At 41.7% G+C, this 26,712-nt stretch carries 20 protein-coding genes; 15 read left to right on the plus strand and 5 right to left on the minus strand.

Features of this window, described 5'->3' with window-relative positions:
• Window positions 1–200 (minus strand): hypothetical protein (locus tag EZ456_RS25250; protein WP_205945016.1); only part of this gene is annotated, 200 nt, incomplete at its 3' end.
• A gap of 315 nt (window positions 201–515) precedes the next feature.
• Between EZ456_RS25250 and EZ456_RS03705 the strand changes: the two genes are divergently transcribed.
• From EZ456_RS03705 to EZ456_RS03725, 5 genes are all read left to right on the plus strand, one after another.
• A complete protein-coding gene (locus EZ456_RS03705) occupies window positions 516–1,451 on the plus strand; it encodes an alpha/beta fold hydrolase (protein ID WP_131527434.1) in 936 nt (311 codons plus the stop codon).
• A gap of 66 nt (window positions 1,452–1,517) precedes the next feature.
• Window positions 1,518–2,690 (plus strand): MFS transporter, encoded by a 1,173-nt coding sequence (locus EZ456_RS03710; protein ID WP_131527436.1) that lies wholly within the window; start codon window positions 1,518–1,520, stop codon window positions 2,688–2,690.
• Window positions 2,691–3,046: 356 nt separating this feature from the next.
• Complete coding sequence (locus tag EZ456_RS03715) at window positions 3,047–4,735, plus strand: sigma-54 interaction domain-containing protein (RefSeq protein WP_205945017.1); 1,689 nt, start codon at window positions 3,047–3,049, stop codon at window positions 4,733–4,735.
• A gap of 346 nt (window positions 4,736–5,081) precedes the next feature.
• Entirely contained in the window at window positions 5,082–5,183 is a 102-nt protein-coding gene (locus EZ456_RS25770) for a hypothetical protein (protein ID WP_394343138.1), read from the plus strand.
• Window positions 5,184–5,220: 37 nt separating this feature from the next.
• A complete protein-coding gene (locus EZ456_RS03725; protein ID WP_131527438.1) occupies window positions 5,221–7,419 on the plus strand; it encodes a response regulator in 2,199 nt (732 codons plus the stop codon).
• A 93-nt stretch (window positions 7,420–7,512) separates the two neighbouring features.
• Here EZ456_RS03725 and EZ456_RS03730 read toward each other — a convergent pair whose 3' ends face one another.
• Window positions 7,513–7,692 carry a hypothetical protein gene (locus EZ456_RS03730; protein ID WP_057933887.1) on the minus strand — a complete coding sequence of 60 codons (180 nt, stop codon included), beginning with the start codon at window positions 7,690–7,692 and terminating at the stop codon, window positions 7,513–7,515.
• A gap of 237 nt (window positions 7,693–7,929) precedes the next feature.
• Here EZ456_RS03730 and EZ456_RS03735 point away from each other — a divergent pair, with 237 nt between their 5' ends.
• The 10 genes from EZ456_RS03735 to EZ456_RS03780 all read left to right on the plus strand — a co-directional run bounded on the left by EZ456_RS03735 (window position 7,930) and on the right by EZ456_RS03780 (window position 23,082).
• A complete protein-coding gene (locus tag EZ456_RS03735; protein WP_225876456.1) occupies window positions 7,930–8,262 on the plus strand; it encodes a phosphoribosylpyrophosphate synthetase in 333 nt (110 codons plus the stop codon).
• 10 nt (window positions 8,263–8,272) lie between these two features.
• Window positions 8,273–9,517: an NAD(P)/FAD-dependent oxidoreductase gene (locus tag EZ456_RS03740; protein ID WP_131527440.1), complete on the plus strand. Its 1,245-nt coding sequence runs from the start codon at window positions 8,273–8,275 to the stop codon at window positions 9,515–9,517.
• Between the two features lie 2 nt (window positions 9,518–9,519).
• On the plus strand, window positions 9,520–9,792 hold the full coding sequence (locus EZ456_RS03745; protein WP_131527442.1) for a UBP-type zinc finger domain-containing protein: 273 nt from the start codon (window positions 9,520–9,522) through the stop codon (window positions 9,790–9,792).
• Between the two features lie 108 nt (window positions 9,793–9,900).
• The gene (locus EZ456_RS03750; protein WP_131527444.1) at window positions 9,901–10,488 is read left to right on the plus strand and encodes an RNA polymerase sigma factor; all 588 of its coding nucleotides are present in this window, start codon (window positions 9,901–9,903) and stop codon (window positions 10,486–10,488) included.
• A gap of 67 nt (window positions 10,489–10,555) precedes the next feature.
• Window positions 10,556–11,518 carry an ABC transporter ATP-binding protein gene (locus EZ456_RS03755; RefSeq protein WP_394343136.1) on the plus strand — a complete coding sequence of 321 codons (963 nt, stop codon included), beginning with the start codon at window positions 10,556–10,558 and terminating at the stop codon, window positions 11,516–11,518.
• 1 nt (window position 11,519) lies between these two features.
• A complete protein-coding gene (locus EZ456_RS03760) occupies window positions 11,520–13,772 on the plus strand; it encodes a Gldg family protein (protein WP_131527446.1) in 2,253 nt (750 codons plus the stop codon).
• 55 nt (window positions 13,773–13,827) lie between these two features.
• Window positions 13,828–14,958, plus strand: a complete 1,131-nt coding sequence (locus EZ456_RS03765) for a FecR family protein (protein ID WP_131527448.1) — start codon at window positions 13,828–13,830, stop codon at window positions 14,956–14,958.
• 116 nt (window positions 14,959–15,074) lie between these two features.
• Entirely contained in the window at window positions 15,075–18,776 is a 3,702-nt protein-coding gene (locus EZ456_RS03770) for a SusC/RagA family TonB-linked outer membrane protein (RefSeq protein WP_131527450.1), read from the plus strand.
• An 11-nt stretch (window positions 18,777–18,787) separates the two neighbouring features.
• Complete coding sequence (locus EZ456_RS03775; protein WP_131527452.1) at window positions 18,788–20,185, plus strand: RagB/SusD family nutrient uptake outer membrane protein; 1,398 nt, start codon at window positions 18,788–18,790, stop codon at window positions 20,183–20,185.
• Between the two features lie 68 nt (window positions 20,186–20,253).
• Window positions 20,254–23,082: a M16 family metallopeptidase gene (locus tag EZ456_RS03780; protein WP_131527454.1), complete on the plus strand. Its 2,829-nt coding sequence runs from the start codon at window positions 20,254–20,256 to the stop codon at window positions 23,080–23,082.
• A gap of 242 nt (window positions 23,083–23,324) precedes the next feature.
• Here the strand turns inward: EZ456_RS03780 and EZ456_RS03785 are convergent, their stop codons facing one another.
• From EZ456_RS03785 to EZ456_RS03795, 3 genes are read right to left on the minus strand one after another with little or no spacing between them, the layout of a single operon-like run.
• Window positions 23,325–25,001, minus strand: a complete 1,677-nt coding sequence (locus EZ456_RS03785) for a protein-disulfide reductase DsbD family protein (RefSeq protein WP_131527456.1) — start codon at window positions 24,999–25,001, stop codon at window positions 23,325–23,327.
• A 13-nt stretch (window positions 25,002–25,014) separates the two neighbouring features.
• Window positions 25,015–25,464 (minus strand): protein-disulfide reductase DsbD domain-containing protein, encoded by a 450-nt coding sequence (locus tag EZ456_RS03790; RefSeq protein ID WP_131527458.1) that lies wholly within the window; start codon window positions 25,462–25,464, stop codon window positions 25,015–25,017.
• A 19-nt stretch (window positions 25,465–25,483) separates the two neighbouring features.
• On the minus strand, window positions 25,484–26,530 hold the full coding sequence (locus EZ456_RS03795) for a PLP-dependent cysteine synthase family protein (RefSeq protein WP_131527460.1): 1,047 nt from the start codon (window positions 26,528–26,530) through the stop codon (window positions 25,484–25,486).
• Between the last annotated feature and the right edge of the window lie 182 nt (window positions 26,531–26,712).

Genomic DNA, 26,712 nt, shown 5'->3' on the forward strand with positions numbered 1-26,712 from the left:
AGAATATCATCATGTTCCAATCGCTTGTTCGATAGCATACGATAGAAGGCAGCTTTTAAGGAATGGGTTGGAGCTAACCGATTGATGACTGCTGTTCCCGAAGATAATAAATCTGACAAACAATTTTCTAATCTAACTGCAATACGACTATCTGATAAAAAACCTTTATAAACACCTGAATAACAATGATCTAACATCATTAAAGATACAAAAAATAAACCACAAATAATTGATAATCAGATCGTTATAATATGTTTTCTATAAATAAATGTGTGTAAAGATTAGCTCTTTCAGAGGGGTGTCCGTAGGACGGGGTGTTTTTTGTACTAGCTTTTCTTTAACCACTAACAACACTGTAGTATCATAAATTAACGAAATAAGGTTAGCTTAAAATATGTTTTTTTGTTTAACTATTTGTTAATCAATTTATTGTGTGTTGGCTTTTGTTTTGAAATATAAAAGATGATCACTTAAAGTAGTGGTATTAATCATTTTTAAAACACAAACAATTTATTATGAAGTACAATAAATTCATCGCAGGCACTTTGCTGATTTCAGCATTTGGTTTAAGCTCATGTAAAGAGCAGCCTAAAGAAAACAAGGAAGAAAAACAAACAAACACAACTACCGAAGGAAGAAAAGAATACTATGAGGTTGCACCAAATGTAAAGTTACATGTAACTGATTTGGGCAACGGCCCGGCAGTTGTGCTGATTCATGGTTATCCATTAAGCGATGCATCCTGGGAATACCAATACCATGCTTTAGTTAAGGCCGGTTACAGGGCGATTGGAATTACTTTAAGAGGTTTTGGTCAGTCTGATAAACCTTTCGGGAAGTATGATTATGATCAGTTTGCGGACGATATCAAAAGCGTTTTAGATCAAATGGATATTAAAGACGCTGTAATCAGCGGACATTCAATGGGTGGTGCAATTGTGTTACATTATGTAGCCAAATACAATGGCGCACATATTAAAAAACTTGGTTTGTTTTCGGCAGCTGCCCCACGTCATACTAAAACTGCCGATTATCCTTACCCATTATTCACAAAAGAGGATATCAGCGGTTGGGTTGCGCTTAACGATTCAGATCGCCCTGCGCTATTGGCCGCGGTAGGCTCTAAATTTGCGCTAACACCAAGCTCACTTTCTTCAGGTATCGGACAGTGGTTATATTCAATAGAACTTCAATCATCAGCTTATGCCATGGAGCAAGCCCTTATTTCCTTAAGAGATGAAGATTTAAGAGCCGACTTGGCAAAAATTAAAGTCCCAACTTTAATTATGCATGCAAAAGAAGATCACATTGTGGCCTATGCTTTGGCACAACAAATGAATAAAGGAATTGCAGGTTCTAAACTGGTAACATTTGATAAAAGCGGTCATGCCTCATTCCTTGAAGAAAAAGATAAGTTCAATGAAGAACTGATCAAATTCATAAAAGAATAATTAATCATTTGGTAGCCGTTATACTTTTTGCAAGGCTTGATGGCTACCATTTTTAACTTAAATATCATGTCAGAAAAACAAAGCCTCAGCACCACTCAAATACTTATTATGTCGGTAACGGCAGGAATATGTGTGGCCAACGTTTATTACAGTCAGCCCATTCTTGGCGCCATAGCAACATCATTAAATGTTGATGAAAAATCGGCAGGACTCATTTCAGTTTTATCTCAGGCGGGGTACGGTTTAGGCTTGTTTTTTTTAACGCCCCTGGGCGATAAAATGGACCGCAAGAAATTAATCCTTTGGCTACAGCTGGCACTGGTTGCCGCTTTGGTTGCAATGGCCTTATCTCCAAATCTAGCCATAATCTATTCTTCAAGTTTAGCTGTAGGTTTATTTGCTGTTTCGGCTCAGGTAATTTTACCTATGGCGGCAAGTCTGGTTTCCGAGAACAGGGGGAAAATAGTTGGTATCATTTTTACCGGTATTTTAGTTGGCGTTTTAGCGGCCAGGGTATTCAGTGGATTCATTACCGAATGGCTTAGCTGGCGTTATGTTTTCGGAATTTCTGCAATAATGGTCGCATTATCGGCGGTATTAATGCAAACCGATTTTCCATCCAGTAAAGATCGTTTTAATGGCAGTTATGCTCAATTGCTTCAATCAACTTTTACACAATTTAAACGATTCGGAACCTTGAGAAGAACAGCCTTAATAGGTGCGCTAACTTTTGGCACGCTGAGTTCATTTTGGATTGCCTTAACTTTTCACCTGAGTGGAACACCATTTAATTATCAAACCGATACGATAGGTTTATTTGGCCTTTTAGCTGTTGCCGGTGCTTTACTGGTTCCGCTTTTTGGAAAACTTTCTGATGCAGGCGGGAAACCAAAGCGTTCACTCGTCCTCACCCTATCTTTGGTTATCGCAAGCATTCTGATTTTAAAGATTTTCCCTTTTTCGGTTATTGCACTTTCAGTTGCCGTGGTATTGTTGGATATTGGCGTTCAGGCCACTCAGGTAACTAACATCGCTTTAATTTATAGCCTGGATGCGAAAGCCAATAGCCGGATTAACACGGTGTACATGACCTGTTATTTTATCGGAGGAGCCACAGGTGCTTTTGTTGGTTTAATTTGCTGGAAAATGGGTGGTTGGGAAATGGTTACCTGGCAAATGATTATTTTTGCAGTGCTTGCATTTTTGGTCGTTATTGCAGGGAAAGATAAGAAAATATGATATTAAAGTAGTGGCATCCGATCATTCTTTAAATTCACTCACTCACTCAATCATTCTCTCATTAAACCATTCAACCCCTACTTTATTTCGTTATCAAAATCGCCTTTTGGCGAAATATCGTGAGCTGTTTTTTGATGCAAAGTTGATATTACAACACTAGCGCCATATTCTTGCATTTGGCATGTTCTTTGAATTCGCGGGTTAGAACAATAGCAAAAATCAATCTCTATCGAATCAATCTTCAACCGCTCAGTAACGATTAATAATCATTTCAGCGTAGATCGTTTTCGCGGTTGCTGTAAAGTTCAATCACCCCAGTTCCCGGATAAATATTCGTGGACGATCAATTATAAAGAATGACAAAGCAGGAACCAGATTTTAGCTCCAATACTAATGTTGATCGCAATGATGTTAGCCCTCATGCTAATTTTTATTTCGAAACGCGGGCCGAAACATTGGCTGAACAAGAAAAGAATTTTACGCTAAAAGATCTGTTTCAAGGTGTTTTTACTAAGTTAAATCCTTTGTTTTCTATTGATTGTGCTGCATTAATTCTTTATAACGATGAAATGGATCACATTACAAGGGCCTATCTTACCGAAATCCTTTCAGGCCAAATATCCTGTGTCGAAACCATTTCCGATCCGGTGAGCCTTTCGCTTATTACCAAAGAAATTTCGGGTTTTGATTTTCCTGTGCTCAAATCGCGGCAAGATTGGATAGCTGATTTTGGTGAGAACCATTGCCTCACCAATCATCCTACAGAATATCATTTTCATTGTTATATCCCTTTAGAGAATAATGGTCGCATACTTGGTACTTTCGAACTTCATAATCACAACCATGAATTAAATGCAGAAGGTTTGACTTTTTGCTGTAACATTGCCGATTTTATTGCCGGACTGCTAGCTGTAATGGAGGAAAGAAATGTATATGAGCCTAATCTTGCAACGCCCATTAAGTCTGAAATTATAAACGAGCCCAAAATATCCGCGTTTGCTGATGAGAAAATTAAGCAGTTAGAACAGGAAATTGAAAAACTACGTGTACAGCTTGCAGAATACCTCATTTTTAAACCGGAAGAATCATCTGAAATTCTTACACACCCTGAAATTGTTGGCAGTAGTCCGGAAATGCAGGAGGTTTACAGACTGCTCAATCTGATTTCCTCCACAGAAACTACGGTTTTAATTTTGGGCGAAACAGGGACGGGTAAAGAACTGATCGCCAAAGCGGTTCACGACGGGTCTACCAGAAGCCAGAAAACAATGGTTAAGGTTAACTGTGCTGCTATTCCACCTAATTTAATCGAATCTGAACTTTTTGGACATGAAAAAGGGAGCTTTACAGGTGCCACCGAAAGACGGATCGGCAAGTTTGAACAAGCACATAAGGGTACAATCTTCCTGGATGAAATAGGTGAGTTACCGATCGATCTACAAGTAAGGTTACTCCGTGTTTTACAGGAAAAGGAAATAGAGCGTATTGGTGGCAAAACTACTATTCCAACTGATGTGCGCATTATCTCGGCTACAAATAGAAATCTTTTAGAAGAAGTGGAGGCTGGAAGGTTCAGACGTGATTTATTTTACAGGCTGAATGTTTTTCCTCTTTCATTGCCACCACTTCGAAATAGAAAATCAGATATCGCCGTGCTTGCAACTTTTTTCCTGGAAAAATTCGCCAGGAAGTCAAAAAGAACTTTAGAAGGATTTTCGAAAAAAGCACTTTCACAAATGATGGCCTATAGTTGGCCTGGGAATGTAAGGGAATTGGAGCACCTAATTGAAAGGCAGGTTGTGATGGCACAGGGACCTGTGATCAGGAACGTCGAAATTCCGGGTAGCCCTGAAAAATCTCTATCAACTCTTGCGCCTGTTAAAACCATTTTTGAGAACGAAAGAGACCACATTTTCGCTGTTTTAGCATTATGTAATGGGAAAATTTCTGGTCAGAATGGTGCAGCGAAATTATTGGGTGTTCCCGCTACAACGCTTAATTCGAAAATTAAAAGGCTCGGCCTGTCTAAAAAGCATATCTTTTAATTAAAGCGATATCAAAGCGTTTTCGGACGTAAATTTACGAAATGGCGTAATTAAATTTTATTGTTATAGATGCAACATGTTGTTTTTTAGTGTTTTGCATTTGGGTATCGTTCTTGATAATCTGAATGATCACATCGTAACCAATCAAATTTACTACAACCTCAATGATACCAAACGGGCAGAAAAGAACATGTATCATTGTTGATGACAATCCAATTACAAGGGAAAGCCTAATTATGCTTGTTCAGCAGATTGATGACCTGAAAGTGGTGAACGATTGTGAAAATACCCTTCCAAAAATAAATTTATCAGGATTTATCGATCGTATATCGTATCACTTCAGCATATCGATAACCTACAAGAGGGTGGAATGGTTATCCATGGGAATTTCCTGCCAATTGCCGTTAGTTATAGGAAAAACCTACATCGGATGATGAACATTATTTAATAAAACAAAGAGATATCCAACCGTCAAGATTTTATTTATGGAAAAAAATAAGTCCTTAATGCCCGATAGCAGTTTCAATTATCTCATTTTTTCCGCCTTTGTGATTGGAATGGGACTGCTTATTCTGGTTCAATATAGCTCCTCCACAAATATGAATACCTTAATTGAGGGAAATAAGGAGCTTTTGGATGAATTGCGAACCAGTAACCATTTAAGGGAGATTGATCGTGATATCCTTGGCGTAGAGAGTAGGATTCGGGCAGCAATTGCTACGGATGATACGACGCACCTAGAAGGTGTAGAAAGTAAAATACAGGCAGTAAGTTTGTACCTCGATTCATTGGATGATGGGAGTGAGGAGCCGGCAATTAAAAAATACCTGGAGCGATTGAACTTTCTTGCTCAGGAAAAGGTTAATACCAAACATCACCTGATGGATCTTTACCACCAGACGAGAAGAATGAACGATACAACCTCGATCGGAAATCCTCAGGCCCGGATTACCTCAGATGAGATTACAGGAACTACACATAAGATTTACAACAGCAGGCAACGGCGTATGCAGGCCCTTACCAGAAAAATCAATGATAGCGGACAAAAGGCAAAAGCCTATGGCAATGCGTTAATTGCACTTTTGCTTTTAAGCGGAGGATCGCTTTGCTGGTTCATTACCCGTCAGTTTAGAAACCGGACATTGCTGATCAATCAACTTGACGATTCAGAAAGAAAATCAAGAGCGGCATTAGGAATTAAAGAGAATTTTTTGGCTAATATGAGCCATGAAATCAGAACACCACTTAATTCTATTCTTGGCTTTACCACGCTTTTGCAAAAACAAAATGTCGATCGCCAATCACAGCATTATATTACCTCTATTGAGCAGGCGGGGGAGAATCTGTTAGTCATTATCAATGATATTTTAGATATTTCGAAAATAGAGGCGGGCATGATGCGGATCGTAAACAAACCTTTTAGTATCCGTGGCTTATTGCATTCGGTCGAGGTGCTTTTTTCAGAAAGAGTGCGCTCAAAAAATCTCAGCTATATTACCGAAATCGAAGATAATGTGCCAGACACTTTAATTGGAGATGCAACGCGCTTAACGCAGATTATGGTTAATCTTTTGGGGAATGCGCTTAAATTTAGTGAGAAAGGTTCGCTAAAAATCGGTCTCTCAATGGCCTCAGTTAGCAATAACTTGGTGAGGTTAAAATTTAGGGTTTCCGATCAGGGGATTGGGATTAAAGATGAACAACTGGAGCGGATTTTCGAACGGTTCAATCAGGCCGATGATTCCATTACCCGAAATTACGGGGGCACTGGTTTAGGATTATCTATTGTAAAAGATTTATTGGAGATTCAAAAAGGAACAATTCATGTGGAGAGCAAAGCTGGTGTGGGGACGACCTTTACCTTCGAGGTTCCTTATCTCATTTCTGATGATCAAACGGATGGTGAGGCGGTGGGTTACAAATTAATAGCGCCAAAACGGATCAATCGTTCTGTCCATATTCTCATTGTTGATGACAATATCATGAACCAGGATTTAATGGCGAATATTTTAGGTTACTGGGGCTTTTCATTCGCCATTGCCTCAAATGGAAAAGAGGCGATTAGACAAGTTAGAATAGGACATTTTGATTTGGTATTGATGGATATTCAAATGCCAGAGATGGATGGCTACTCTGCAACGGTCCAAATCCGTACAGAATTAAAATCTGATATTCCAATTATTGCCATGACTGCTCATGCCATGTCTGGTGAACGTGAAAAATGTATTACTTTGGGCATGAACGATTATATTTCTAAACCTGTAAACGAACAGGAACTCCTACAATTGATCGAGAAAGTAACTGTTGCAAATCCTGTGGTTGGGAATGTGCCCTCATCATTTGTTTACCTCGATTTGGATTACCTTAAAGATATGGGGAAGGGAAATATAGCTTATGAGAAGAAAGTTACAGCTCACTTCGTGAAACGTATTCCTAATGATATGTGTACGCTGCACATTGCTTTGAAAAGTGAAGATTATGGACAAATTAGACAAACAGCCCATAGCTTGAGGACAACACTAGCCATTATGGGTGTTTTACAAAGAGCGGTTCAGATCTTGGATCAATTGGAGTTTCCTCAAAATGATAAGCGGAATTTTGAACAATTGATTTCTGCTTTGGAAATGATCTGCAGCGGAGCAGTCAAAGAAGCAGAAAGCTATTTAAAGGGGCTGAAGGATTAACACGCCCAGGCTTATTCTTTTCGCTTATTAGAATGGAGATATCTTATGGACTAGCCGAAAGATATCTCCATTTTTCTTGGAATAACGATTTGCCTAAATATCCAGTTCAAAAGATGATCTGGAGGCTCTGTCTGCCTGGTCTAATAAATCAGCATCGTGTTCGGCAGCGCTTTCATCACTAATGATTGTACTTTGATTTAGTGCATCTTCTTCACTCGTTAATGCGTCTTCCTTGTCGTCAGAAAGTTCTTCTTTATTCGGGTCTATAATCATGGACTTTTTTATTTAAAGATAATCATTTAAATACGTTAATGGCTTCTTTTTTTGCACTAAATTTAACGATTCAATTTTTAGTTCAAGACAGATTTTTTATAAAGATTTCATCATGAATTTACTTTATATCGTTAATGATTTATCGTTGATTTGTGTTTAATCTTTTGTAAATCAGTGTTTTGTTGATTGGTTTGTTTTTTGTTGCCTTAATGTATCATCTTATAATCAAAAAATATAATGGCTAATGATAATTTAAAACACATCGGAGAAATGACTTCACTCTCTGAAGTGATTAATGCCCTTGTTAAGCAAGGTTATACTTTAGATTTCAATCTGAAAAGTAGCCAGTTGAGTGACGGAGAAAATCCGATACAAGAATTTCCAGAGCAATTTTTGATTGACAGACATTACCGTTTTGAAGGCGAATCCGATCCGGATGATGAAGCCATTGTTTACGCTATATCTTCCATTGATGGAAAAATTAAAGGAGTTTTTGTAAATGGTTATGCAACCTCATCCGAAAACTGTGGCGAAGAAATAATTAAAAAATTAAAAACCAGAACCGATTAAGGCACTAACTATGAATAAGCTGAAACTATATGGTAAACCAGATTCGCCCGAGATTTATCCGATAAGGGATTTTTTGAAAAGAAGTGTTGTCGATTTTGATTGGTTTGATATTACGCATGATGATTTACGTTGGGGCCAGGGCATTACCTCATTCAATAATCCTGATAAGCAACCTGTAATAGAATTCCCTGATGGCAAAGTGATCGTAAATCCAAGCTTAGAACAGATTGCCTGTAATCTGGGCTGGATTACCGAACCTAAATATGCAGAATATGATCTTTCTATTTATGGAGCTGGCCCTGCAGGATTAAGTGCTGCGGTTTATGCCGCATCAGAAGGACTGAAGACCATTCTGATTGAACGTGAGGCCATTGGCGGACAGGCTGGTACAAGTTCGCTGATCGAAAATTATCTGGGTTTTCCCGAAGGGATTTCGGGTGCAAACCTTGCTGAAAGAGCAAGGCAACAGGCTTTAAAATTTGGTGTCGAAATCTTGCTTTTGAAAGAGGGAATTAAAGGTACATTTTATGACAATAGAATACATGTTGATTTTGCAAGTGGCGAAAAGTTAGTTGCCAAAACAAATATCTGTGCAACAGGGGTAGAGTATGCCAGGTTAAACCTTCCTGATGAAACGCGTTTTTTTCATAAAGGTGTTTATTACGGTGCCGGCGCAAGCGAGGCATTTTTCTGTCAGGATAAAGACCTGTACATTGTTGGGGGAGGAAACTCTGCTGGACAGGCCGCAACCTATTTTTCTGGCTTTGCAAAACGCGTTTTCATGGTAATCAGGAAGGGGAATCTTGCTGATACCCTATCAGAATACCTGATCCGGAGGATAGCTACCATTAAGAATATTCATGTGTTGTACCATTCGCAGGTAACAGCATTAGAGGGCGACGATTATCTGCAAAGGATCAAGATTGTAAACAGCGAGGTTGCAACAGAAACCTGGCACGATACATCAAAATTATTTATCTGTATCGGCGGAAAACCAAATACGGAATGGGCTGCCGAAACTGCCATCTGTAGAGACTCGAACGGCTACCTTTATACGGGCAATGATTTGCTTAGTCTCGATCAATATAAAATGTGCTGGACGGCAGAGAGACCACCTTATCACTTAGAGACCAGTGTTCCAGGTTCATTTGCTGCCGGCGACGTGCGGTTCAATTCAGTAAAGAGAGTAGCCTCGGCTGTGGGCGAAGGAGCCATGGCCGTTACTCAAGTTCATCAGTACTTATCAAAGCTATAATTATGGACAGTAATCAAAGTTGTAGCCATATCGGAGCCATAAAAGAGCTAAAACTGGCAAAAGAAAAGGTATGCGAACTATGCATAAAACAAGGTACAGATTGGGTGCATCTCCGTACCTGCCAGACCTGTGGAGTTACTTTGTGCTGTGATTCGTCGCCAATGCAACACATGTCGCACCATTGTCGGAAAGAAAAACATCAGGTTATCATCTCATCCGAACCAGGTGAAAGATGGATGTATTGTTTTGTTGATGATGAAATAGCGGAATATTAAAAGCGTTTTGATGGAGTGGCCTAAACCAGTAGCGTTAAAAGAAGTTTGGCCTTTGTATGCCCATAATTTATTATTATTGTATTCTTAATCTGCGGCAACAAGTATTTTATGAATGATTATGGCAGCTATAGCGATGTTGATTTAACCGAACTACTCAGGGCAGGGGATCGGAACGCATTTGTCGAAATCTACAACCGCTATAAATTTATCCTTCACAACCATGCATGGAACAAGCTCCGGAGCAAGGAAGAAGCGCAGGATGTGATTCACGAGGTATTTTCAATGGTATGGGACAAAAGAGAGCACCTGCCGGTAAACAGAAATCTTTCAGGTTATCTTTATAGCTGCGTGCACAATCAATTCCTTAACATGGTTGTGCATAAAAAAGTAAAAGACAGGTATATATCCTCTATTGCTGAGTTTGCCGCGAGTGGAACAGTACAAACGGATCATTTAGTCCGCGAACGGATGCTCAAGGACATCATCGACCGGGAGATTGATGAACTGCCTCCGAGGATGAGGGAGGTTTTCTTGCTCAGTAGAAGACAGCACCTTAGCCATAGGGAAATTGCCGAGATGATGGGCATTACCGAGCAGACGGTGAAAAAGCAGATGGTATATGCACTTAAAATCCTTAAAAAGAAACTTGGAATAGTCCTGTTCCTGGTGATGTACCTATTTTACCCCAATCTGTAGTTTTTATATTTTTTTATACCTCTTTACCGATACTTGCTTGTCTTACCAATATCCCCAGAGAACGGGGATGTTAAAAGAAGAAAATTCCGGTAATTTGAAAAGAAGCATAGTAAGTATAGAAAATCTTTCCCACCGTTACAGTAAGGACTGGGCGATCAGGGATATTAGTTTTGAGATTCTGGAAGTTGGCGTTCTGGGGCTTTTGGGCTCCAACGGTGCCGGTAAGTCGACCACCATGAATATTCTCTGTGGGGTATTGAGCCAGACCGCCGGAAAGGTGACTATTGATGGTGCAGATCTCCGCCTTGAACCGGAACTGGCCAAACGGAAACTTGGATTCCTCCCGCAGAATGCACCCCTACACTTAGATCTGACTGTTGATGAGTACCTGATCTATTGCGCTTATCTCCGCGACATACCCAAAGGGAAAATTAGCTACGCGGTTGATCAGGCAAAGGAAAAGTGCGGCATTAGCCATTTTGGGAAGAGACTAATCAACAATCTCTCAGGCGGATACCGCCAGCGTGTAGGCATTGCCCAGGCAATAATACATCATCCCAAGCTGGTCGTTCTCGATGAGCCGACCAATGGGCTTGACCCCAATCAGATTTTAGAAGTCAGAAAATTAATAAAGGAAATCGCAGAAGAAAGATCCGTTATTTTTTCTACCCATATGCTTTCCGAAGTACAGGCTACCTGCAGGGATATTAAAATGATCGAAAACGGGCGGCTGGTTTTTGCAGATACCATGGAAGCTTTCAACAACTATATTCTTCCGGATTCAATGCTCATCACCATGAACAATCCCCCTGAAGTATCCAGTTTTCTTGAGATCGGGGGGATCACAGATGCCCAGGTGATAAGTGATAAAACCTTTAGGTTACGCTTCAGTGCATCCGATGCCATTTCTCAAAAGATCATTGAGATCAGCGTCGCCAGGGGCTGGGAACTTAGCGAGATAGCTCTTGAAAGAAGTTCGCTGGATGAAATTTTTGCTCAACTTTCCAACAGACCACAACCCCGAAGATAATATGACCAAGATATTCAAAATTGCAAAGCTCGAACTGAGCATACTTTTCTATTCGCCGGTTGCCTGGATTGCCATAGCCATATTCATGATCCAGAGCGGTATCGGTTTTTTTGGCCTTTTGGGCAGCTACCAGGAGGCCATATCAATGGGCATTCCCGTTGATAACCTGACCTTTTCACTTTTTACAGACCTGAACAGTTTATTCGATACGGTAATACAGAACCTTTATCTATATATTCCACTGATCACCATGGGACTGATGAGCAGGGAACTGCAGAGTGGCTCGATCAAGCTGCTGTTGAGTGCCCCGGTGAAGATACGCGAGATTATCCTGGGCAAGTACCTCTCAATGGTCGGTTATGCCCTTATCCTGATTCTCATTCTGGTCATATATGCTATTACCGGTGCCTCCATTATCAAGAACCCGGAAATAAAGCTCATCTGCTCAGGTTTGATAGGTATTTTCCTTTTAACCTGTACCTACGCTGCAATTGGTCTTTTCATGTCGAGTTTAACCCCTTATCAGGTGGTAGCGGCAATAAGTACGCTGGCTGTTTTCGCCGCACTGAAGTTTATCGGCTCGGTTGGACAGGGAATTGATTTTGTAAGAGACCTGACCTACTTTCTTTCCATTTCCGGCAGGGCAGATGATATGTTAAAGGGACTTATTACCACCAGGGATGTCTTATATTTTCTGATCATTATTTCCCTTTTTCTATCGCTCTGCATCATCAGGCTCAAAAACCAGCGGGAATCCAGCGCTTTATGGATTGGTTATTCCAGATATGCAGCCATTTTTATCTGTGCATTGATGCTGGGTTTTTTAAGTTCCAGGCCGGGGCTGATAGGTTATCTGGATATGACCAGGGCCAAGAGCCGTACCCTGACCAAAAACAGTCAAAAAATTGTACTGCAGATTGATGGCCCTCTTGAAATTACCACATACGTTAATCTTTTGGATCAGAACGTTTACTTCGGTCTACCACAGTCCAGAAATACCGATCTTGCACAATTTGAGAAATTCCAGCGTTTCCTGCCAGACCTGCAAATGAAATATGTTTATTATTATGATGTTGCTGATCTGAAGAACAACAAGAACATGTCCTATCAGGGAGATATTACGGGCCTCTCTACTCAACAGCTGGCTGAAAAGGTTGCCGACAATATGGGGCTGGACCTGGATTTGTTTATGCCGCCAAAAGAAATCAGAAAGATCATAGACCTTAGCGCTGAAAACAACAGCGTAGTACGTGTGCTTAAGTATAAGGGGCAGAGCAGTTTTCTTCGGTTTTATGATGGGGTAGATCAATTCCCTTCCGAGGCAGAGATAGCTGCTGCAATTAAAAGGTTGATTGTTAAGGTACCCAAGATTGCATTTGTTACCGGACATCATGAGCGAAGCATTGACAAGACGGGCGACCGGAATTATCAGATGATGAGCACCATGCGGCGCAATAGAAAAGCGCTGATTAACCAGGGATTTGATGTGGTTCAACTTGATCTTAGTAAAGAAAATATTCCAGATAATCTTGCTGCCCTGGTTATCGCTGACCCATCAATCCCTGTAGGGGATACTGAAAAAATGAAAATCAATCATTTCCTGGCTGGTGGAGGAAACATGCTCCTGACAACCGAGCCTGGACGTCAGTCTATTGTTAATCCCTTATTAAAGCCATTGGGTTTAGAGGTAATAGAGGGGATGCTGGTCCATCCTGGTAAAAATGATTCACCAGATCTTATAACTTCCGAAATCTGGAATGGAAAGAGTGAGCTCCCGCTTTCGGGCGTATCGGCTTTGCGTTACAAGGCAGTTTTACCATTTAAAGCTGAAGCAATGGCAATAAGCACCGCAGGTGGCTGGAACCGGACTACTCCGGTAGATCTTACTGCAGGTGGACTCATTTTCGATCCTTTGAAGAATGATCTCAAAGGGGCATTCCCGGTAATTATTTCACTCAATAGAAAAATAGGTGAAAAAGACCAACGGATAGTGGTTTCTGGTGATGCCGATTTTTTGAACAACATAGAGCTATCGCACCCAAGGGGAGATAATGAACGTTTCATAAAAATGCTCTTCAGCTGGTTCTCTTACGGTGATTTTCCCATAGATACTTCCAGGCAGCGTGCATTGGATAATAATATTCTCTTGGGAAGAAAGGATATTTCGGTACTGAGGACCATTCTTTTAGGCGCTGTTCCAGCACTGATTCTGATCATTGGCGCGGCGGTTCTGATCAGAAGAAAAAGAAATTAAAATTTATCTACCTCCAATATAGGCCTTATCTTGTCTTACTAAAAGAATAACAGCAATGAACGAGAAAGAAATAGCAGAAATGCTGGAACGATATAAAAATGGTGAGGCAACAGCGCAGGAAGAAGCGCTGCTGCTGAGCTGGTCGTTAACTTATCGTGAGGAAGGAAAAGAAGTGCTTTCAATGGAAGAACGGGAGCATGAAGTAGACCAGATCTGGAACAAACTGGATAAGGACATCTTCAGGACTAAGCGAATTAGGATCTGGCCAAGGATTGCAGCAGCTGCTGTACTGTTGATCAGTATATCCATCGGGCTCTATCTCTACACCAATAATAAATCCGGCATTCAGCTTTCTTCAAACGACATACAACCAGGCCAAAATTCTGCTACCCTGACGCTGTCAAACGGAAAAAAAATAAAACTCAATAGCGCTGCAAACGGACAGCTCATGGGAGATTCGGGGATATCCATCAGCAAAACTGCAGACGGGCAATTGGTTTATACGGTTACCGAAGCTGATGAGAGAAATGCCTCAAGCCAGCAGAATATGCTGGAAACCTATAAGGGGGAGCAGTATCAGGTAATTCTGCCGGATGGCAGCCATGTGTGGCTTAACGCTGCCTCAACACTTAAGTATCCATTGGTGTTTTCGGCAAAGGAAAGGCTTGTTGAACTCTCTGGAGAGGCTTATTTTGAGGTCGCCCATAATCCGGGCAAACCATTTAGGGTAAAGACAACAAGTCAGCAGGTAGAGGTTCTGGGTACCCATTTCAATATTAACGCTTACCCGGATGATCTCTTGTCGAGAACAACCCTGTTAAGTGGTAGCATACGGGTAAGCACACCATCTCTGGGCAGAAAAGAAAACGGTGAAATTGTCCTCAGCCCAGGGGAACAGACAGTTTTGGTGGGAAACAAGATCAGTGTCGTTCAGGCTGACCCGGAAGAGGCAATAGCCTGGAAGAACGGATATTTCATGTTTAAAAGCGAAAATATAAGATCGGTTATGAAAAAGGTTTCGCGCTGGTATGATGTAGAAATTGTTTACAAGGGAGAGGTGCCGGATGATAAGTTCGGTGGCGTTGTAAGCCGCTTTTCCAACGTTACCCAGGTGCTTAGAAAACTGGAACTGACCGAAAAGGTTCACTTTGAAATTGAAGGAAGGAGGATTATCGTTACGAAATAATACCCAAAATATTTGAACCTAAAAAAAGCCAGGAGTGCTTGCAACACCACTGGCCAATGATTGGTTCAAGAGCTTAAAAATTTACGATTCGTTCAACACCTAAACCAACCAAACAAATGTATAAAAATTATACTAAGGAAAATGCTATGCCCATGCGGCATAGCACTAAACTTCTGCTCATTATGCGATTCACCACCGTAATCTTAATAGCAACCATCATGCAGGTAAGCGCAGCCAGTTTTGCCCAGAAAGTAACTATTTCTGAAAGCAATGCCAGTCTGGTTAACGTACTTCAGCAGTTGCGCAAGCAGGCTGGCTACAACTTTGTCTATACCGACGGGCTGCTAAGCTCAGCCAATCCGGTAAGTGTTAAAGCAAAAGGCATGGAATTAAAAGACGTGCTTGATCTCATCTTCAAGGACCAACCGCTTACCTATACCATTGATGAAAAAACAATTGTCATCAAGAAACAGGAAAAATCCATATTAGATAAAATTACAGATTATTTTAACCTGATCGATGTAAGGGGACAGGTACTCAATGAAAAGGGGCTGCCGTTGTTGGGCGCTTATGTAAGGTTAGAGGGAACTTCAAAAAAGACGCTTTCGGATATCGACGGTATGTTCATCTTTAGAGACGTAGCAGAGAAAGGCCGGTTGATCATCTCCTATGTTGGATATAAGACAGATACCATAGTGCTGAGCGGAAAGTCCAGCTATCTCATCAAGCTCGATCCACAGGCATTGGCCATGGAGGACGTGCAGATTGTATCTACCGGTTATCAGCAATTGCCGAAAGAGCGTGCTACAGGTTCATTCGAGGTAATCTCGAAGGAGCAGCTTCAGCACAGTACCGATCCAAACCTGATCAGAAGATTAGAAGGAATAACCACATCGATAGATTTCAGGAATGATCTGCGGCCTACCATTTCAAGCAATATCAATGCACAGCGTTCGCCTTTGGCCAATCTAACGATCAGAGGAAAAAATACGCTCAATGAATCCAGCAATGCCGATGCCAATGGGAATTTCAGCGGTCAGGTTCTTGTGGTTATTGACGGGATTGCCAGCCCATATTCCATAGATAAGGTCAATCCGAACGATGTGGAAAGTATCACTGTTTTAAAAGATGCTGCATCAGCATCCATCTGGGGTTCAAGGGCCGCCAATGGGGTCATCGTGGTGAATACAAAAAAAGGGGCATACAATAGACCCGCCAGGGTTTCTTTCAACAGCAATGTCAATATTTCAGAAAAAGTCGATCTCTTCTATAATAAAACGATGAGTGTTTCCGATTTGATAGATGCACAGAAATTACAGTTCATTACCAATAACCGCCCACTTCCACCGGTGAGCATCACCGGACTTTATGGTCAGGAACCGGTATCTCCGGTAGCGGAGATCATGGATGCCTACTTAAACCAGGGAACATTGACCCGGGCCCAGGCCGATGCTCAGATCGATGCACTCCGTGGAAACGACATCCGTAGAGACTACACCAACTATTTCCTCAGGAATAGTGTTACCCAGAGCTATTCACTGGCAGTGGACGGTGGCAGCGAAAAATTCAATTATAGATTGTCTGGGGGCTATGATAACTCCATCAACAATACCAGGAATTCTGGCTTCAACAGATTAGCGATCGGTTATAACGCTTCCTTCAAGCCGATCAAAAATCTCGAAATACAGGGAAACATCAGCTACAACATTCAGAAGAACAGTGAACAGGCTGCAGAAAATAGGATAACAGGTGCAACAGATGCCAGCTTTCAGCCCTATACCCGATTGGCAGATGACAATGGCAATCCCCTGCAGATTACCAAAATGTACCGTCCGGGGTTTGTAGACCTGTTCGAAAGTACCTATCCAACCCAGTTTTTAAGTTATCGGTATTTTCCGCTCAATGATATCCATGAAGGATATAATGATGTAAAAAGCCAGAACCTCAACCTGAACTTCAATGCCCGGTACACCATTTTTTCTGGTCTATCTGCGCAGGTAATCTACAACTATAACACAGGAAGGAACGAGGATAATAGCCTTTACCGTGAGCATTCTTTCTACATGCGCAACATGCTCAACTATTTCACCACGTCGAATTCTTCGGTAAACCCCATGACAGGCGATCAGGTTGCTCCATTTGTAAATCAATTGCCGCTTGGTGGTCAATATACCACCGCACTAACCAAATCAAGCAACCAGACCATGCGCGGTCAGTTGAATTATGATAAAACTTTTGGTGAAAAGCACCAGCTTTCGGCCATTGCAGGGGTTGATGTTTCTCAGGTCTACAGCATCGTTAAAAATGATGGTTATTACGGTTATAATGAAAATACGCTGAGATCGGTAAACCAGCTGGATTATAAAACAATGATCCCGATTGCTTTTTCAGAGGATTTTAGCGGTTACAACGGTAATTATATCCGAAATCTCTCAACCGGATTTATAGATAACAGGGTGAGGACGTTCAGTTATTATACCAATGCGGCCTATACCTACAACAGAAAATATACACTTTCAGGGAGTTTCAGGAAAGATATTTCAAGTGAGTTCGGCCAGGGGACCAACCAGTCTGGTGCCCCATATTATTCGGTAGGCGGGGCCTGGAATATCAGCAGCGAATCCTTTTACCATTCATCACTATTTCCAACTTTGACATTTAGAACAACATTCGGATACAACGGTAACGTAAATCCATCGGTTCTGGCCAGGCCATTGATTACCTATTCTGATTTTAACGGAGATAATAATCTTCCTTATGCATATACCGGCCTTTCTACCGGTATTTCTAACAATCAGCTGAGGCCCGAAAAAACCGGAATCTTCAATATCGGACTTGACTTTACCTTAAGAGGGAACCGCCTGTCGGGAAGTGTACAGTATTACAACAAAAAAACAACCGATTTGCTTACCGACGGTCCGCTTGACCCAAGCACAGGTTATACCCACATTATTTATAATACAGGGAACCTCCGTGGCCAGGGCTGGGACCTGACCCTTAATTCCCTAAATATCACTTCGGATAAATTCAAATGGAACACCAACTTTCTCTTCAGCTACAATAAGGTTAAGGTAACCAAACTCTATGCGGGCGAGGCAGGGACGGCAGGGCAGGTAGTGTCCAATAGTTCGGGAACCTTTAATGAGGGATACGATCTCTCGCGTGTTTTTGGATATGACTGGGCAGGGCTTGATCCGGCAACAGGAGATCCAAGGGGATTTGTCAACGGACAGCCTGTTGCTGTTTCCAACTCTACCGATGGAACGGTAAATTATAATGCCATCCAAAATCAATCTATTAGCTCGCTGAAATATTTTGGTTCAGGCGTTCCGGTATTCTATGGTTCACTTAGGAACACCTTTAGCTACGGAAGTTTTTCACTTTCTGCAAATATCCTTTATAAACTGGGGTATTATTTCCGCAGACCAAAAAATAATGTAGTCAATTATTCTGATCTCTACAGTCGCACTTCTGTTATTCAAGGGATTGAGTATGAAAACAGATGGCAAAAGCCGGGTGATGAGCTCAGTACCAATGTGCCTTCAGCTGTGATCACCGCTACGAACCTGAACCGGGATAATTTCTATTATTACTCCAGCATTAATGTGCTCAAAGGAGATCACATCCGTTTGCAGGAAATTAACCTTTCTTATTCTATAAAGGTAAAGCCAAATATGTTTATCAAAAATCCGAGGGTTTATGCCAATATAAATAACCTTGGCGTGATCTGGCGCGCCAACGATCTGGGGATTGATCCCGATGTATTCGACTATCCAATTTCAAGGAGCTACAGCCTTGGTTTCTCAGCTAACTTTTAATCCGGACGACCATGAAATCAATTAAAAATATAACCCTTTTACTCTTTGTGAGCTTAGTATGCCTATCCTGCAAAAAGTTTATAGATATTAAAAAGAACAGCGATCAGTCATTTTTGGAAACGGCAAAAGATTGCCAGTTATTACTGGATAATTATGAACTTTTCAATACCGGATATCCTATTGACGGGGAAATTTCGGCAGACGATTATTACCTGGATAATGCCAGGTACAGTTCCGATCCGATAACGCTGGAAGACAGGGCCATTTATACCTGGCAAGCTACAGCCATCAGGAATTCAGCTGATCTCTGGAAAGGACCATATAACAAAATTTACCATGCCAACCTGATCATGGAAACGGTAAATAAACTTAATGGACAGGAAGCGGCAGTAGTATTGTCAAACCTCAGGGGAAGTGCGCTGTTTTTTAGGGCCTATTCACTTTGGAACCTGGCACAGCTTTACGCATCGCCCTATGGATCGACTTCCGGGCAGGAGCAAGGGCTACCCATCAGGCTCATGTCAGATATCAATGATATCCAGGCAAGAGCGAGTGTAGGGGATACCTATGCCCGGATTGTTCAAGACCTGAAAGAAGCCGCAGTATTGCTGAATACGACCTCAACCATTTCATCGAGGCCCAATAAGGCCGCTGCATACGCTATGCTGGCCCGGGTTTACCTCTCAATGGGCGATTATCCAAATGCGTTGACAAGCTCATCTTCCGCGCTGGCGCTCAAAAGTAATCTGATTGATTTTAATACCTTAAACCCGGTAAGTTTTGCGCCATTCGTCCGTTTCAATACCGAGGTCATTTTTCACAGCACGGTATTCAGTCAGAATGCAGTATTAGCGGTTGGTTATGGAGATGAAGATCAGGCTATTATCGACCCTTCAGTAATCAGCTCATTTGAAAACAATGACTTGAGGAAAAGAATTCTTTTCAAAGAAAATACCGATGTATCGGTACCAAGTGGCACTTACCGCTTTACCGGCAATCATGAATCTGCCGTAGGCTCATCAAAGCTGTTCAATGGATTGGCGGTAGATGAACTTTATCTCACCAGGGCAGAGTGTTATGCCAGGGCAGGAAACACAGCCAGTGCAATGGCGGATCTTAATTCACTTTTGGCCACCCGGTGGGAAACAGGAACCTATGTAAATAAAACAGCATCAACAGCATCGGATGCATTGGCGATTGTTCTTGCAGAACGTCGTAAGGGCCTTATCATGAGGGGAACCCGTTGGATGGATCTGCGTAGGCTTAATCTGGAAACCAGGTTTGCAAAAACACTATCCAGAACGGTAAATGGTAAGACTTACACGCTGCCTGCCAACGATTCCCGTTATACTATCCTTATTCCTCAGGAAGCGATTACCAATTCTAGTCTGCCACAGAACAGGCGGTAACAGATACTCTTTTTAATAAACCCAATAGTATTACCAGATTAACATCTGGTAATACTTTAGCTATTGTTATGTTCAGAATTTCAGAAAATAAAATCTTAAGACCGCTCTTTTTGACCCTTATCCATGCCGCTTTCGGACTTTCCCTGTTTGCCCAACAAAAAGGACAGCATCAGGAAAAGCCCCTGCCATTGGATCCAAATGTGCGTACAGGTACCCTGCCGAACGGATTTACATACTTTATCAGGCATAACGAAACGCCAAAGAACCGTGCGGTGCTAAACCTTGTAGTAAAAGCGGGTTCTATCCTGGAGGAAGATGATCAGCGTGGTCTTGCCCATTTTATGGAGCATATGAGCTTCAATGGTACCAAAAACTTCCCCAAAAATGAACTGGTCAACTACCTGCAGAAAAACGGAGTGAGGTTTGGCGCAGACATCAATGCATATACCGGTTTTGATGAAACTGTTTACCAGCTTCCGATCCCGGCAGATGAGGAAATCCTTAACAACGGTATCAGGATACTGCGGGATTGGGCAGATGCGGCTACCCTGGATATCGGTGCGATTAATAAGGAACGCGGTGTTATACTGGAAGAAAAACGCCTTCAGACCGGTGTAGAAAACAGGATGCAAGGGCGTTATTCCCCATCGCTGTTTAACCATTCCCGCTATGCGTTCCGGGAGCCCATAGGAACTGATAGTATCCTGAGGTCATTTCCAAGGGAAGCACTGGAGCGGTTTTACAAAGATTGGTATAGACCAGATCTCCAGGCAGTGGTATTGGTAGGAGACTTTGATGTGGATAAAATTGAGAAACTCGTTAAGAACAGTTTCAACGGCCTCAAGAATCCATTGCTAAAGAAACAACGGATCCAGTATCATGTTGGCCTAACCGGCAAGAACCAGTTTTTGGCTTTGACAGATCCTGAAATGTCTTCTACCGTGGCACAGATCATCATCAAACATAAAGCAGAAGCATTGAGCACAGCCAGCCAATATAAAAACGCTATTGTCCGCAGGCTCTTCAATGGGATGCTGGCCAAGCGGTTCAGGGACCTTTCCAGAGGCGGAAACCAGGATTTTCTTCAGGCTGGTGCCAGCATAGGAAAGCTTTTGGCCGACGTGGATAATTTTAGTTTCAGCGTCGTGGCAAGGCCAGGTCAGCTTGATAAGGGCGTCTCAGCCGCCTGGAAAGAAGTTAGCTATCTAAAGCGATCCGGCTTCAAACAACAGGAGCTGGATATGGAGAAGGAAATCTATTCTAATGCTATGGAAAATGCCATTAAGGAGAAAAACAATATCTCTTCGGACAGTTATGCAAAGGAATATATCGCATACTTTTTAAACCATGACCTTGCACCGGGTATCGAGACCGAATACGCGTTTGTTAAAAAATTCCTGGCAGAGATAAACCTTAAAGATTTAAACCAGCTTATAGTAGATTATATCCGAAACGACAATACAGACATCATCATACTGGCACCCGAAAATACAGTTCTCCCCAATCAGGAGAAATTCAGGTCCTGGATGGATTTAAAACCGGACAAATCTTCTGTATCTGAGAACATTGCCCCATTTACACCTAAAGACCTGCTGGGTAAAGATCCTGTTGCGGGAAAGTCCATCTCCTCAACGGTAGACCAGGAAAGCGGAACAACAACTATCATTTTGAGTAACGGGATCAGGGTTATTCTTAAACCGACAGGCTTTAAAAAGGATGAGATCCTTTTCTCGGGTTTTTCAGCTGGGGGTACATCACTATATCCAGAGAAGGACTATCAATCTGCAAAGCATGCGGCTGCGGTCGTATCCTCATCAGGTGCGGGGAATTATGGGATTATGGAAATGGACAGTTTTATGGCCAATAGGCAGATGGCTGTTAGGCCATTTATCAGTGAGCTTAGCCAGGGAATCTCGGGTGGAAGTACAAAAGGAAATATAGAACAGGCCCTGAGGCTCGCTTATGCCTATATCACCGAACCTAGGGTAGATACCATGGTTTTTAAAAATCTGATCGATAAAGGCAGATTGTCCATTGAAGGTAGAAGTAAGGCTGCCGAGGCAGTATTCCAGGATTCAATAAATACCATACTCGGCGGACAAAGTTTTAGAAGGACCGCACCGAGCCTGGCGAAGCTTAATCAGATTAGTATGCAGCGCTGCCTTGAAATTTTCAGGGAAAGATTCTCAAACAATGCAGGCATGGTCTTTACTTTCGTAGGAAGCTTTGAAATTGACAGTATTAAGCCTTTGATAGAAAAATATATCGGCTCACTTCCTGTTACGAGCAATAAAAACCGTTTCAGGGATAATGGGATAAAGCTGTCGGAAAATGCCGTTAAGCTTACGCTAAGAAAGGGTATGGAGCAAAAGGCCAAAGTTGAGCTGGTGTTTTCAGGTAATTTCGATTACACTCCGGAGAACAGGATCAAGATGGATGCAATCAGGGGAATTCTACAGATCAGGATGATCGAAAGACTTAGGGAGCAGGAGAGCGGTGTGTATAGTCCATCTGTAAATTTGAGCCTTGATAAAAATCCTACCTCTACCTTTAAACTATCGATTGTTTTTGATTGTGATCCCAAACAGTATGCAAAATTGATCGCTTCAGCACTTGATGAGGTAAGAAAACTGAAGGACCAGGGGCCCGAAGAGGTGAATGTCCAAAAATACATTGCTGAAAGTATCCGGTCGCGGGAAACTTCAGTAAGCTCCAATCAGTGGTGGCTGGGCTACATAGCTGGGCAGCTGGAAGATTCTGAGTCCCTAAGCCAATATTCAACTTATGGAGATGGCCTCAAAAAGCTGACTGTAAAGTCAATTAAGGAAGCTGCAGCAGCTTATCTGGATGAAAATAGGTTAATTGAAGCAGTTTTATTGCCTGAGGAAAGAAAATAGAATATCTACCAGGGGTGCTATTTTAACGATAATTTGATCAGCTCCACTATTTCTGTGATGATGTGGAGATCTTTAGGATTTGAAGTTTGCAGTGGGCTGTTCAATCAGATAGGATAACATGGATGAACTGCAGTCTATGGATTTACCCTTTGCTGAGTTGAATCCTAGCTCTTACAGACGAAAGGGCATACCATCCGGTAATGCCCTTTCCCATCTATAACTAATTAAATGCTACAGGACTTCTACAAACCTGCAGTTTCTTTTTTCTCGTTTCCATAAGTGCTTAAGCCACTTATCAAGAATTCTTTATAATTGGCTACTTCGTAATCTGCACCCTGTGGTTGTGCCAGTAGCGCTTCTGTTTTAGGATCGAGCAGTACATAAAAAGGTTGTGAGTTAGACTGGAATTTCCTGGCCTGCAGATCACTCCATTTTTTACCGATGGTATTGAGTTTCCTTCCTTCAGGCGTAATCACTACATCTGCGGGGGCCAGTTCCGATTTATCATCCACATATAACTGGATCAGTACATAATCATTGCTGATCATTTTATATACATCTTTGTCGGGCCAAACATTCGCTTCCATTTTTCTGCAGTTTACACAGGCGTGGCCGGTAAAATCAATCAAAACAGGTTTGTTTAATTTTTTTGCTGCGGCCAAGCCCTCGTTATAATCGAAATAGGCGTTTAGCTTCAGCGGCGCGTGGAATTTATCGGCATATTTATGCGGACCATCGTTTGTTGATGTTTGTTTCCCTGCCAATAGCCCGGCGGTATACAGATCGAAATCTTGTGTTTCCTGTGGTGGAAGAAAAGCCGATACACTACGTAAAGGTGCTCCCCACATACCAGGGATGAGATAAATGGTAAAGGCCAATACTATTGTGGCCAGAAAAAGCCTCGGTACCGAGATAAAGGCCAACGGACTATCATGCGCAAACTTCAGTTTGCCCAAAAGATAAATGCCCATCATTCCGAAAATTACGATCCAAAGGCTTAAGAATATTTCCCTGTCAAACCATTCCCAGTGATAGGCGAGGTCTACATTGCTTAAAAATTTTAGTGCAAAGGCGAGCTCCAGAAAGCCCAGCACTACTTTTACGCTGTTTAACCAACCGCCAGATTTTGGCAATTTGTTCATGGCTGATGGAAATAGTGCAAATAGGGCAAAAGGAATGGCTAATGCCAAAGAGAAGCCAAACATACCTATGGCTGGGCCCAACAAAGCGCCAGTAGTAGCCGCTTGTACCAATAAGGTGCCAATAATGGGGCCAGTGCAAGAGAAAGATACCAAGGCCAATGTTCCGGCCATGAAAAATAATCCTGTAATGCCTCCCTTATCCGAATTGGCGTCCATTTTATTTACCCACGAAGAGGGAAGGGTGATTTCGAATGCTCCTAAAAATGAAGCAGCAAAAACAAACAGTAATAAAAAGAAAAAGAAATTGAATATGCCATTTGTAGATAGGCTGTTCAGTGCATCGGCACCAAAAATTATCGTTACCAAAAGGCCAAGCACCACATAAATGAGAATGATGAAAAAGCCATAGAGTGCCGCACGCCGAAAGGCCCTTCCTTTTTCTGAACCTTTAGTAAAAAAACTTACCGTTAAGGGCAGCATGGGGAAGATGCAGGGCATTAATAAGGCCGCTAAACCACCCACAAAGCCTGCAATAAAAATTCCCCATAAGGTTTTGCGTTCTTCTTTTGGTTGGGCAGTGGTTTTTTGAACAGCTGTAGGGCTACTAACCGTTATTTTTGAAGCAGAATCGACCGGTTTAACCGTGCTGTCAGCCGTTTCTGGTTTAATCTCTGTAAAAGTTAAGTCGTCGGTATTGGTGCTGTCCTGTGCATATCCATTTAAGGATATTGCACAGCAAAACAGCACCTCGAGACAGATTTTCTTTAAGGATATCATATACTCTTTACGCTTATTTTACAGGAATACTAAAATCTACCTGTTCTGGCGGCAAACATTGTTTATCATCACATACCATAAACTCTACGCTACCTTTAACGGCTGCGGTTTTGCCTTTCAGCTTTATTTTTTGCTGAAACACTACCGATTTTTCAAAGTAGCTTACATCCATTTTAAAGGTAGATTCGTACTTGGTAACCGCTTTTGGTTCGGTTGTACGCCCAACTAAGCTATAAGTACCAGATGATGGAAAGGTAAAGGTTGTTTTAACCGGACCACCATCTTTAACAAATTGCGAGTACAAGTGCCAGCCTTGATCTACAGTGGCTTTGATAAATACAGTAGCAGTTGTTGCACTTGTTTTTTTTGCAGCGTAACTCCAGGTTACCGGTTTTAAAATTTGGCTATATGCGCTAAGGTTAATCAGGCATATGGCACAGAATAAAAAGGTGATTTTTTTCATGTTGTGGTTTATTTGTTGATTAATATAATCTGCTAAAGGCCTGGTAGTCCAGAAAATCTACTTCAGGGCTAATGTATCCGGCTTTAATGGGTTCTACTTTCATCAAATCGGTACTTAAATATTTTTTGTTGCTATCAGAAAAGATGGTAACTACACAGCTTTCTGTGCCCATTTTTTGCTGCTGTTTTATGGCACCGATTACATTTGCACCAGATGATATGCCTACCGCTAAACCCAATTTTTCGGCCAGTTTTTGCGCCATCAGTATAGCATCACCATCGTGTACCTGCAATACTTTATCCAGCTCATTCAGTTTGACAATTTCGGGGATAAATTCATCAGAAATGCCCTGAATTCTATGACTGCCTACTTTATAACCTGTAGTTAAGGTTGGCGATTCTGCAGGCTCTAATGGGTGTATCTTAACGCCCGAATTTTGCTTTCTTAAGAAATTACCTACACCCATAATGGTTCCTCCTGTACCTACTCCGGCAACAAAAGCATCAGGTGAAAGGTTCTTTAGGCGTAGTTGCTCCCAGATTTCTTTGCCTGTGGTATGTTCATGTGCTTCTGGATTGGCAATATTCTCGAACTGCTTAGGCAGGAAAATATTTGTATCACTTGCTGCCATCTGTTCTGCAAGTTTAATGCTGCCGATAAAACCGCCTTCTTCTTTGCTCACCAGGATAATCTCTGCACCTAAACTTTTAATAATGTCCATACGCTCTTTACTCAACCAGTTTGGCATAATGATGGTAACCGGATGCCCTAGTGCCTTACCTATGGCAGCAAATGCAATCCCGGTGTTGCCGCTGGTAGCTTCAACAATCCGGTCCCCAGCTTTAATTTTACCTTCGGCATATGCTTTTTTCAGGGTGTAAAGCGCCATCCTGTCTTTAATGCTGCCAGTTAAGTTGTAATGCTCGCATTTAACATAAATTTTGCCTACGCTTCCCTGGTAGGCGTAGGTGAGCTCAAGCATTGGGGTATTACCAACCAGAAGCGATAAATGTTCAAATTTTCCCTCCATGGCAGAAGTCATTTTATTTGCTGTTAATGTGGTCATGGCTGTTGATTAAATCGAATAGCAATGGCTATTTTGATTGATTTTTATTTCGGTAAAATTCAGTATTATAATTTTTTATGTCAATACATGTTGTTTTTTACAGAAAATTTCTGCTTTTTTGATCATTATTTAATATTTATTTCAGTTTAAGCTGATTTTTTCAATATCCATTATATTTTTTT

Origin of the sequence: Pedobacter psychrodurus, assembly GCF_004331735.1 — a bacterium.
GTDB lineage: Bacteria > Bacteroidota > Bacteroidia > Sphingobacteriales > Sphingobacteriaceae > Pedobacter > Pedobacter psychrodurus.

Excerpts from the sequence above, each read along its gene's own strand:
- EZ456_RS03705 (WP_131527434.1), top strand. The coding sequence starts at position 516 with ATGAAGTACAATAAATTCATCGCAGGCACTTTGCTGATTTCAGCATTT.
- EZ456_RS03740 (WP_131527440.1), top strand. The coding sequence starts at position 8,273 with ATGAATAAGCTGAAACTATATGGTAAACCAGATTCGCCCGAGATTTAT.
- EZ456_RS03725 (WP_131527438.1), top strand. The coding sequence starts at position 5,221 with ATGGAAAAAAATAAGTCCTTAATGCCCGATAGCAGTTTCAATTATCTC.
- EZ456_RS03735 (WP_225876456.1), top strand. The coding sequence starts at position 7,930 with ATGGCTAATGATAATTTAAAACACATCGGAGAAATGACTTCACTCTCT.
- EZ456_RS03755 (WP_394343136.1), top strand. The coding sequence starts at position 10,556 with ATGTTAAAAGAAGAAAATTCCGGTAATTTGAAAAGAAGCATAGTAAGT.
- EZ456_RS03790 (WP_131527458.1), bottom strand. The coding sequence starts at position 25,464 with ATGAAAAAAATCACCTTTTTATTCTGTGCCATATGCCTGATTAACCTT.
- EZ456_RS03715 (WP_205945017.1), top strand. The coding sequence starts at position 3,047 with ATGACAAAGCAGGAACCAGATTTTAGCTCCAATACTAATGTTGATCGC.
- EZ456_RS03760 (WP_131527446.1), top strand. The coding sequence starts at position 11,520 with ATGACCAAGATATTCAAAATTGCAAAGCTCGAACTGAGCATACTTTTC.
- EZ456_RS03745 (WP_131527442.1), top strand. The coding sequence starts at position 9,520 with ATGGACAGTAATCAAAGTTGTAGCCATATCGGAGCCATAAAAGAGCTA.
- EZ456_RS03710 (WP_131527436.1), top strand. The coding sequence starts at position 1,518 with ATGTCAGAAAAACAAAGCCTCAGCACCACTCAAATACTTATTATGTCG.
- EZ456_RS03775 (WP_131527452.1), top strand. The coding sequence starts at position 18,788 with ATGAAATCAATTAAAAATATAACCCTTTTACTCTTTGTGAGCTTAGTA.
- EZ456_RS03765 (WP_131527448.1), top strand. The coding sequence starts at position 13,828 with ATGAACGAGAAAGAAATAGCAGAAATGCTGGAACGATATAAAAATGGT.
- EZ456_RS03770 (WP_131527450.1), top strand. The coding sequence starts at position 15,075 with ATGTATAAAAATTATACTAAGGAAAATGCTATGCCCATGCGGCATAGC.
- EZ456_RS03750 (WP_131527444.1), top strand. The coding sequence starts at position 9,901 with ATGAATGATTATGGCAGCTATAGCGATGTTGATTTAACCGAACTACTC.
- EZ456_RS03730 (WP_057933887.1), bottom strand. The coding sequence starts at position 7,692 with ATGATTATAGACCCGAATAAAGAAGAACTTTCTGACGACAAGGAAGAC.
- EZ456_RS03780 (WP_131527454.1), top strand. The coding sequence starts at position 20,254 with ATGTTCAGAATTTCAGAAAATAAAATCTTAAGACCGCTCTTTTTGACC.
- EZ456_RS03785 (WP_131527456.1), bottom strand. The coding sequence starts at position 25,001 with ATGATATCCTTAAAGAAAATCTGTCTCGAGGTGCTGTTTTGCTGTGCA.
- EZ456_RS03795 (WP_131527460.1), bottom strand. The coding sequence starts at position 26,530 with ATGACCACATTAACAGCAAATAAAATGACTTCTGCCATGGAGGGAAAA.